The organism is Paenibacillus violae, from assembly GCF_032461945.1.
GTDB lineage: Bacteria > Bacillota > Bacilli > Paenibacillales > NBRC-103111 > Paenibacillus_E > Paenibacillus_E violae.
Genome location: NZ_JAWCUD010000029.1, coordinates 1 through 8,021 on the forward strand (window position 1 = coordinate 1; position 8,021 = coordinate 8,021).

At 46.0% G+C, this 8,021-nt stretch carries 7 protein-coding genes, 22 tRNA genes and 1 rRNA gene; 2 read left to right on the plus strand and 28 right to left on the minus strand.

The features are described from left to right. Positions 1 to 397: 397 nt before the first annotated feature. Entirely contained in the window at positions 398 to 1,471 is a 1,074-nt protein-coding gene (locus RQP52_RS36175) for an FUSC family protein (RefSeq protein WP_315956284.1), read from the minus strand. Positions 1,472 to 1,648: 177 nt separating this feature from the next. Here RQP52_RS36175 and RQP52_RS36180 point away from each other — a divergent pair, with 177 nt between their 5' ends. Next, complete coding sequence (locus tag RQP52_RS36180; protein WP_315956289.1) at positions 1,649 to 2,236, plus strand: urea carboxylase-associated family protein; 588 nt, start codon at positions 1,649 to 1,651, stop codon at positions 2,234 to 2,236. A gap of 62 nt (positions 2,237 to 2,298) precedes the next feature. Further along, positions 2,299 to 3,048: a YqcI/YcgG family protein gene (locus RQP52_RS36185; protein WP_315956285.1), complete on the plus strand. Its 750-nt coding sequence runs from the start codon at positions 2,299 to 2,301 to the stop codon at positions 3,046 to 3,048. Between the two features lie 49 nt (positions 3,049 to 3,097). On the opposite strand, the gene RQP52_RS36190 is transcribed toward RQP52_RS36185, so the two are convergent. The 27 genes from RQP52_RS36190 to rrf form a co-directional block, all read right to left on the minus strand. Beyond that, positions 3,098 to 3,730 (minus strand): spore coat protein, encoded by a 633-nt coding sequence (locus RQP52_RS36190; RefSeq protein ID WP_315956286.1) that lies wholly within the window; start codon positions 3,728 to 3,730, stop codon positions 3,098 to 3,100. A 73-nt stretch (positions 3,731 to 3,803) separates the two neighbouring features. Beyond that, positions 3,804 to 4,241: a HEAT repeat domain-containing protein gene (locus RQP52_RS36195; RefSeq protein ID WP_315956287.1), complete on the minus strand. Its 438-nt coding sequence runs from the start codon at positions 4,239 to 4,241 to the stop codon at positions 3,804 to 3,806. Positions 4,242 to 4,335: 94 nt separating this feature from the next. Then, positions 4,336 to 4,914, minus strand: a complete 579-nt coding sequence (locus tag RQP52_RS36200) for a TetR/AcrR family transcriptional regulator (protein WP_157319810.1) — start codon at positions 4,912 to 4,914, stop codon at positions 4,336 to 4,338. Positions 4,915 to 5,242: 328 nt separating this feature from the next. Beyond that, positions 5,243 to 5,434, minus strand: coding sequence for a hypothetical protein (locus tag RQP52_RS36205; RefSeq protein WP_315956288.1), 192 nt, complete (start codon positions 5,432 to 5,434; stop codon positions 5,243 to 5,245). A 382-nt stretch (positions 5,435 to 5,816) separates the two neighbouring features. Further along, positions 5,817 to 5,887, minus strand: a tRNA-Gly gene (locus RQP52_RS36210). Positions 5,888 to 5,900: 13 nt separating this feature from the next. Beyond that, positions 5,901 to 5,974: transfer RNA gene (locus tag RQP52_RS36215), tRNA-Pro, on the minus strand. 7 nt (positions 5,975 to 5,981) lie between these two features. Next, a tRNA-Leu gene (locus tag RQP52_RS36220) sits at positions 5,982 to 6,060 on the minus strand. A 5-nt stretch (positions 6,061 to 6,065) separates the two neighbouring features. Then, positions 6,066 to 6,142 (minus strand) — tRNA-Arg (locus RQP52_RS36225). 21 nt (positions 6,143 to 6,163) lie between these two features. After that, positions 6,164 to 6,249 (minus strand) — tRNA-Leu (locus RQP52_RS36230). A gap of 15 nt (positions 6,250 to 6,264) precedes the next feature. Continuing rightward, a tRNA-Cys gene (locus tag RQP52_RS36235) sits at positions 6,265 to 6,335 on the minus strand. Positions 6,336 to 6,339: 4 nt separating this feature from the next. After that, positions 6,340 to 6,411 (minus strand) — tRNA-Gly (locus tag RQP52_RS36240). 38 nt (positions 6,412 to 6,449) lie between these two features. Next, positions 6,450 to 6,529, minus strand: a tRNA-Leu gene (locus RQP52_RS36245). A gap of 19 nt (positions 6,530 to 6,548) precedes the next feature. Further along, positions 6,549 to 6,624, minus strand: a tRNA-Lys gene (locus tag RQP52_RS36250). Positions 6,625 to 6,634: 10 nt separating this feature from the next. Continuing rightward, a tRNA-Gln gene (locus tag RQP52_RS36255) sits at positions 6,635 to 6,706 on the minus strand. Positions 6,707 to 6,719: 13 nt separating this feature from the next. Continuing rightward, positions 6,720 to 6,792: transfer RNA gene (locus RQP52_RS36260), tRNA-His, on the minus strand. 20 nt (positions 6,793 to 6,812) lie between these two features. Next, positions 6,813 to 6,894: transfer RNA gene (locus RQP52_RS36265), tRNA-Tyr, on the minus strand. A 9-nt stretch (positions 6,895 to 6,903) separates the two neighbouring features. Then, a tRNA-Thr gene (locus RQP52_RS36270) sits at positions 6,904 to 6,979 on the minus strand. A 17-nt stretch (positions 6,980 to 6,996) separates the two neighbouring features. After that, positions 6,997 to 7,073 (minus strand) — tRNA-Asp (locus RQP52_RS36275). Between the two features lie 23 nt (positions 7,074 to 7,096). Beyond that, positions 7,097 to 7,172, minus strand: a tRNA-Val gene (locus RQP52_RS36280). 26 nt (positions 7,173 to 7,198) lie between these two features. Further along, positions 7,199 to 7,273: transfer RNA gene (locus tag RQP52_RS36285), tRNA-Glu, on the minus strand. Positions 7,274 to 7,294: 21 nt separating this feature from the next. Further along, positions 7,295 to 7,383 (minus strand) — tRNA-Ser (locus RQP52_RS36290). Between the two features lie 15 nt (positions 7,384 to 7,398). Then, positions 7,399 to 7,472, minus strand: a tRNA-Met gene (locus RQP52_RS36295). 22 nt (positions 7,473 to 7,494) lie between these two features. Further along, positions 7,495 to 7,583: transfer RNA gene (locus tag RQP52_RS36300), tRNA-Ser, on the minus strand. A gap of 19 nt (positions 7,584 to 7,602) precedes the next feature. Further along, a tRNA-Asn gene (locus RQP52_RS36305) sits at positions 7,603 to 7,675 on the minus strand. Between the two features lie 3 nt (positions 7,676 to 7,678). Continuing rightward, positions 7,679 to 7,754: transfer RNA gene (locus RQP52_RS36310), tRNA-Ala, on the minus strand. A 28-nt stretch (positions 7,755 to 7,782) separates the two neighbouring features. Then, positions 7,783 to 7,859: transfer RNA gene (locus RQP52_RS36315), tRNA-Ile, on the minus strand. A gap of 48 nt (positions 7,860 to 7,907) precedes the next feature. Next, positions 7,908 to 8,021 (minus strand): 5S ribosomal RNA (gene rrf, locus RQP52_RS36320); the annotation flags it as partial.

The following is an 8,021-nucleotide window of genomic DNA, read 5'->3' on the forward strand; positions in this document are numbered from 1 at the left end:
CAAACTCTCCATAATAGAAAAGCTGATTGTACTCATTGACTTGCTAGCGAGATTATTCATCTCATTTATAGTCGATTACTCGACTGTGCTTACTCACTCGTTGTTCAGTTTTCAAAGATCAATTTCTTTCGTTCACTGCCGTGTTACCGAAGCAGCGAGAAGTAATATACCATATCTATTTTTCAATTGCAAGCTTTATTTTTTCCATCCATTCGTGAAATTATTCAACACGTTCAGATCTTAATCTCGGCTTGCGCCTTGTTCCGTTCGGAGCAAGAATCATAATATAGCACATACAATTTTGGAAAGCAAGCCTTGTCCTTCATTTTATAAAAAGAACCTCCCAGCACCAGATTTCATCTGACAACTGGGAGGCTCCAGGGGGCTAACCTAATAGCTATTTTAACCTGATACCTTTAAGCAGTAATTCTAAGGGTTCTCTTTCTTCACTTTCACCACGATGATCATACTCTACAAGCTTATCTAATCGTGCAACTTGATGCCCATAGTCATACATAGCGGCAGCCACTACGGATAAACGCAGCAATCCCTGCGGTTGTTGGGTATAACGCTCAATGAGAACCGTCATAAAGCGATCATTCTCAGCTTCCATTTCCATGCCTTCCGTGCTGTCTTCTTTCAGTTTGTCATCGAATTTCAGCAGCACATGTTCGTGGAATTTTATTAACTTTTCCATATGTTGATCAAAATAGTCGTCAATCGCCTCAGTTCGAGCAGCCTGAAAGTAATGTTCATCTACGGCTTCAATCACTTCTAGCCCTTTATACATAGCAAGCAGCTTTTGTTTGTATACAACAAGCTCGCGTATGCGGCTGAAGCCATTCCCCTTGCCTTTGAGTTTTTTGATCTCTTCTTCCAAGAGTCTGTATTTTTCAGACAGGGATTTGAGACCGCTGCGAAGGCTTTCTTTTTCCTCCCGAAACACCGTTTCTTTCATCTCGTTGGAGATCACTGTGCGAAGAAGGAGTGACATTTTGGAGAAAATAGTTTGAATCTGTGCTGCGAATTGCTCCTTAGGCTTGGGCGGAAAGAAAAATATATTCACCACAAAGGCGCATCCAATACCAATCAAACTAAGAAGCAGCCGATTAAGCGCGAACTCCCATTCACCGGAAGCCTCCATCACCGCAACAACGGTAACCAAAGTAAGACCTATCGTTTCTTCCATACGCATTCTAAGACTGAGGATAATGACAATAATACAGACAATGCCAATTGCAATGACATTATTGGAGAAAAACATACCCGCCAGCAGGGCCAATGCCGCACCAAGAATATTCGTCTGCAGCTGCTCCAAAAAGTAGCGCCACGACCGATAAATCGAAGGCTGCATAGCAAAAATAGCAGCAACAGCGGCAATGACAGGAGGAGTAAAATTTAGCCAGGCACTTATGTATAAGGCCAAAGCAACGGCGATACCCGTTTTCCAAACACGTGCACCGAAAACCATGAAATCCCCCTCATCCAAAAATAGTAATTCCCTATTATCTTACACAGGTAATGGGTTTGATGCAAAATAAACTCTTAACTCCCTGCTTCAGTTTCTGCCGGTTTTCTTGCATGACAGACTCTTGCTGAAGCCATACTGTTAAAGTAATTTCCATTATCTCGGTTGGAGGCACCTATGATCAAACAAAAATGGCGAATTCGGCCCACACAGGGACTTGGATTCAAACTCAGCAAGGGTCAAACGGTTAGAATAACCGATGTAGAAGGTGAACAAGTCGCTGATTTTGTCGCCTATCGTGATAACGACTTTAGAGAACGGCTGGACCCGGGAGTTACGATGGATGCTCTTCATAAACTGAAAGTGAAGCCAGGAGATCTGCTCTATACTAATACATACAAGCCAATGTTAACGGTAGTAACCGATCGCGTAGGTCAACACGATTTCATTAATCCAGCTTGCCGCAGCGAAATGTACGAGGTGCTATACAATAAAAAGGATCATGCAAGCTGCTATCATAACCTGAATCAGGCTTTAGCCGAGTTTGCAATTAATGCCCCTGATCAGCATTACCCCGTTAATCTATTTATGAATACCGTCATACATCCGTCGGGGGAAATTACAGTTGAAAGTCCACTATCGAAGGCTGGCGATTATATTGAGCTCCGGGCGGAAATGGATCTAATCATAGCGGTGTCTGCTTGTCCGTGCTCCGAGAGCGCATGTAATGGGTTCAAGTGCTCACCTATTGACGTAGAAATCATGTAGGCATTCACCCAACTCTTCCACTCAGCATACTATGCTCCGAATGGAAGAAGGAGGGTTTGGTTATGGTTCATTTGAAGTCTAAAAGTTGGCTGGATCACAATGGAAAAGAGCTGCCTGACTGGCAGCAAGATGCCTTTCACAAGTTCGGGCATATGATTGCCGATGATGAACGCATGTACCCCTGCATCCCAGGGCGGCAGGGGTATCTTACCGATAGCTTGCGATTCGGCTTTGCAGCAGATCCCAGATCCGATCAAGCAATTGACGAGACTGCGCAGCTGCTGCACCAATACGGTGAATGCTCCCGTGATACCGGCCGGTACGCTTCGCTTGTTATATTTTTTGAAACACCAGAAGACATGACGGCTAATTTCACTGTAGAAGATTATGAACAGGTCTTTTGGTCCGTATTAAGCCGGGTAAGTGCCAAAGATCCAGTCCCATGGCCCGCACACATCCCTCAAGACCCCTCCCATCATGCTTGGGAGTTCTGTTATAGTGGGCATCCATACTTCGCCTTTTGCGGGACACCTGCCCATCAAGTTCGCCGAAGCCGGTGGACGCCTTATTTTCTAATCACCTTCCAGCCCCGATGGGTTTTTGAGGAAATCAATGATTCTACCGTTTTCGGACGCAATATGAAAAGCTTGATTCGTCAGAAACTGGTCGAGTACGACGGCGTTCCTGCGCATCCCTCACTCAAATGGTACGGTCAAACAGACAATCTGGAGTGGGAGCAATATTTTCTGCGTGACGATGAAAGTGTAGCTCCGAAATGCCCTTTTGCATCTATGGCCATGAAAAAGAAGTAACTAAAAAACCAGCCGAGGTCTAAGCGGACCCCAGCTGGTTCTTTATCTTTTAATGAATCGTTGCCCGATTATTTGGAGGCATTTGCGGCATGCCCTGAGCCGGGACGAAGGTATTCAGCATTTTCTGCATATCGGACGTACCAAGTTGTGGAACCTGATAATAAGCATTTCTATTTTGATACAAGAAAATTTCATAAGCCATCTCAATAAAATTCTGCACTTGGGAAGCCAGTACGCGACGCACTGTAGGGTTCGTCACCTCAACGGAGGTCATCGTTAATAGCGAGGCATGAGACTTGATAAGCCCCAGCATATGTGCGCTAATACCAGCATCCTTCACATCAGCCAGCGATTGATTCGGCTTTTTGGGCTGAGTAGGCTTGATTCCATAGATGGGCTGTGACAGGTTCCGTATCATATAGGTCTGCGTCTCATGGTTCGGCTTCTGTCCTGTAGTAAAGCACTCTGCCGTTAAATTGTAATGGTAGAGGGTGAAGCTGTACTGATGATCCAAAATGTCCAGAAGCTCGGGATCTTGGACGAACTGTCTGAAAATCATAAACTGATCAAGTACATTAATGGTACAAGCTAACACTTCATGCAAATCAAAGAGCTCGTGTCCCCCATGGTTCATATTAGGCGCCATTTGATTCATGTTGTTGTATGGTGTTTGCTGTTGCATCTCGAAGTCTCCTTTGATATGGATTGGTAACTTCGATAATATGAGTTAGATTCGTGGAAATTATACGTTTCTCTTACTTCAGCAATGAAGCCCAAGTGGTCTCCAACCATTGATCAAAGTCAGCGCCCTTGTCCCCTTCGTACGTATCGTAAACGTCTGTTCTGGTTTTTTGGAGCTTTTCTTTGAATGCTTCAAAAGTGTGACCTTCCGGCAAGCTCTTTTTAATGCGCACGAAAACCTTACCTGCTCCTTTGACCAAATCCCCTTTTTTCCGTGGCGGCAGTTGAACATCTTCACCAAAAGCTTTAAGTTTGCGGTAAGCCAGCTCTTGAATGGGATATACGGCATCACTGGTCATCATACGTGTCAAAATATTTATGCTCTGTTGATCATTCCATTGACCTAACTGTTCAACAGCCTCCTGACGTTCTCTCCAATTGGATGAACGATTCGCGGATTTTTTTAACTCTTCAAAATTGGCGGGTACTTCATTGTTTACTTCTATATTCAACTGGTTCAAGCTCCTTCGACTGCTGCAATTTGCGCATGTTTTTTTACTACAATGATGTTACACTTTTTTGGGCCGGAGCGCCAATGAAATGAATCTATGGTTGCAAACTTCGAAAAAACAGTTCAAAACTAACAGCCATTTGAGTATTAAGCCTCTCATCGCCCATCCCCATGCCCCAGGTAATTAATACACCCATATACGTTTGAATGGCTTGGTCCGCTATCATTTCTGCCGGGAAAACGGTTGAGAACTCTCCTCGTTTTTGTGCTTCTTCTATGACAGGAATGAGCACTAATTTCAGCTCTTCCAACATCTCCAGCTGATTAGACAGTGACTTCTCGTTGCTAAGATTGCTTTGAAATAATGCACGGGCAAGTTGTCGGGTATAAGGTACGAGCCTCACCAGTTCGATAAGAAACTCACGCAAATGAGGGAGAATTGGCCCAACTTTGTCCTTTAGCTTAACGAACTCCGTCGACGCCCAGAATGTCTGAATATCACAGAACACTTCTTCTTTCGTGGCAAAATAGTTAAAAAACGTTCCCTTCGCAACACCAGCACGCTCCGTGATCTGATGAACCGTTGTCGCTTCGTAACCTTGCTCCGCAAACAGTTCGAGCGCTGTGTCTATGATTTTTTTGCGCGTTGCTCGCTTTTTTTCCTCACGGTTCATTGAGTCATCTCCGTTTATCGCTAATGTTTACGCTGTATCTTCCAAGTATAGAGGAAACGACAGGTTTGTTCAATTAACAAAATGACCTTGAGTACAATAATTTTCGTGGGTGATTATAAGTATAGTATGGTTTATGTTAATTATCTGTTATTTTAATCTACAATATATAAAATTAATTATGACCAATAGTATAAATATTTTCATAACCAGCGGTCATTTATTAGGAGGATAGGCACGTGTTTCGACAGTCGCAACGCAGCATGAATGCCCAAAAAACCTGAGGCTAGTTCGCCTCAGGTTTTTGTGTTTTGCTTTATCATGTATCGAGTTAGCTTGAGCTTACCACAATCCCCCTGCAGTACTTGCAAACTGCCGCATCGATTTCGATTTCCTCATTACAGTACGAGCACTCCTTATGTGTTTTCACTGCTGTTGATTCTACCGCCGTTTTCTTCTTCCTGCTAGCCCAGATTAACAAACCGATTACAACAATGACAACGACGATTATCCAAAAAACCATACCGAAACACCTCCTAGTTGATAATCAACTTTTGATGAATCCGTATATGTATATTCGCCTATGCTTGTCTGTTTGTCTTAGTCCTTATGCTAAAATATTCACAGTTGATGCTTTATCCATAAACCTCATCCGCATTGGGAGATTAATATGGGAACTACAGTCCCTTATTCTGCTGAAATGAGGAGGTTTAGATGACTGAGGGGAACTACAGGGTTCTATTTTGGTTAAATGGGGCAACTGGCCGACCCAAATAATGAAATAGCGTATCCATGTTCCGCTACATTCGCTCAAAGGGCTATCTATGCTAAAATAGCATCCTGGTGTTCTCTTATTTGTGCCTGCTAAAACAAAAAGACCACCCTAAGGTGATCCTTTTGTTTAAAGCGGGTGATGGGAATCGAACCCACGCTACCAGCTTGGAAGGCTGAAGTTCTACCATTGAACTACACCCGCATGATGTTAAAAGTCGGGACGACACGATTTGAACATGCGACCCCCTGCTCCCAAAGCAGGTGCTCTACCAAGCTGAGCTACGTCCCGAGAAAAATACCGGCGAGAGGACTCGAACCTCCACTCGTGAGAACTCGATTTTGAGTCGAGCGCGTCTGCCATTCCGCCACGCCGGCATATGTGGCGCGCCCTGAGAGATTCGAACTCCCGACCTTTTGATTCGTAGTCAAATACTCTATCCAGCTGAGCTAAGGGCGCGTATGAAATTGAGGTAAATAATGCCGAAGACCGGACTTGAACCGGTACGATAGTCACCTATCGCAGGATTTTAAGTCCTGTGCGTCTGCCGATTCCGCCACTCCGGCTTGCTTAAAGGCAGAAGGCGCTACCCAGATTCGAACTGGGGGTAAAGCTTTTGCAGAGCTCTGCCTTACCACTTGGCTATAGCGCCAAAAAGCGGAAGACGGGATTCGAACCCGCGACCCTCGCCTTGGCAAGGCGATGCTCTACCCCTGAGCCACTTCCGCATGATAATGGGGTTTCCTCAAGTATTTTTGAGGAATGATGCGCGTAGAGGGACTTGAACCCCCACGGTCGCCCGCTAGATCCTAAGTCTAGTGCGTCTGCCAATTCCGCCATACGCGCATGCTGTAAATAAGGCAAATGGTGAGTCATGTAGGATTCGAACCTACGACACCCTGATTAAAAGTCAGGTGCTCTACCAACTGAGCTAATGACTCATGAAAGAAACTGGGGATCAAGGATTTGAACCTTGGCATGACGGAGTCAAAGTCCGTTGCCTTACCGCTTGGCTAATCCCCAATGATAAGTAATGGGCGGACGACGGGACTTGAACCCGCGAATGCCGGATCCACAAACCGGTGCGTTAACCCCTTCGCCACGACCGCCACATTAAAAGGTAAAGAAATGGAGGCTGATGGATTCGAACCACCGAACTCGGAGAGAGCAGATTTACAGTCTGCCGTGTTTAGCCACTTCACTAAGCCTCCATAAAGCAATGGTGCCGTCGAGAGGACTTGAACCCCCAACCTACTGATTACAAGTCAGTTGCTCTACCAGTTGAGCTACAACGGCGTATTCAATTGTTATAATGGCGGAGCCGACGGGATTCGAACCCGCGGTCTCCTGCGTGACAGGCAGGCATGTTAGGCCTCTACACCACGGCTCCACATTTATAAAGTTGAACATGTATGGTGGAGGCTGACGGGATCGAACCGCCGACCCTCTGCTTGTAAGGCAGATGCTCTCCCAGCTGAGCTAAGCCTCCATGGGAATGAAATCCTAAGATAAAAATGGTGACCCGTAGGGGACTCGAACCCCTGTTACCTCCGTGAAAGGGAGGTGTCTTAACCACTTGACCAACGGGCCATGCTGAATGAAAATTTACAACGGAGAGAGAGGGATTCGAACCCTCGCACCACTTACGCAGTCTAACCCCTTAGCAGAGGGTCCCCTTATAGCCACTTGGGTATCTCTCCAATATAACGAACTACTAGCGGCAGAGGGGCTCGAACCCCCGACCTTACGGGTATGAACCGTACGCTCTAGCCAGCTGAGCTACGCCGCCATAATGTCTAATTTATAAGAAACGGAGAAGGAGGGATTCGAACCCTCGAGACGCTTGTGACGCCTACACGATTTCCAATCGTGCTCCTTCGGCCAGCTCGGACACTTCTCCTAGTATTTATGGGTTAGGACTCCCCGAACAGGACTCGAACCTGTGACAACTCGATTAACAGTCGAGTGCTCTACCAACTGAGCTATCAGGGAATATGGTGGAGCCAAGCGGGATCGAACCGCTGACCTCCTGCTTGCAAGGCAGGCGCTCTCCCAGCTGAGCTATGGCCCCTTATGACTTGTCTATAACTAAAGAATCATGGTTGGCCCTAGTGGACTCGAACCACCGACCTCACCCTTATCAGGGGTGCGCTCTAACCAGCTGAGCTAAGGGCCAAAATTGATAACTACTCCTGTGGAGTTTAAAACACCCCAAAGGGGTACTGCTTGGCAACGTTCTACTCTCCCAGAACCCTGCGGTTCAAGTACCATCGACGCTGGAGGGCTTAACGGTCGTGTTCGAGATGGGAACGCGTGGGTCCCCTCCGCCATCATCACC

What these genes read in the sequence shown, in the direction of transcription:
- RQP52_RS36205 (WP_315956288.1), bottom strand. Translation starts at nt 5,434, where the DNA reads ATGGTTTTTTGGATAATCGTCGTTGTCATTGTTGTAATCGGTTTGTTA.
- RQP52_RS36200 (WP_157319810.1), bottom strand. Translation starts at nt 4,914, where the DNA reads ATGAACCGTGAGGAAAAAAAGCGAGCAACGCGCAAAAAAATCATAGAC.
- RQP52_RS36190 (WP_315956286.1), bottom strand. Translation starts at nt 3,730, where the DNA reads ATGCAACAGCAAACACCATACAACAACATGAATCAAATGGCGCCTAAT.
- RQP52_RS36175 (WP_315956284.1), bottom strand. Translation starts at nt 1,471, where the DNA reads ATGGTTTTCGGTGCACGTGTTTGGAAAACGGGTATCGCCGTTGCTTTG.
- RQP52_RS36185 (WP_315956285.1), top strand. Translation starts at nt 2,299, where the DNA reads ATGGTTCATTTGAAGTCTAAAAGTTGGCTGGATCACAATGGAAAAGAG.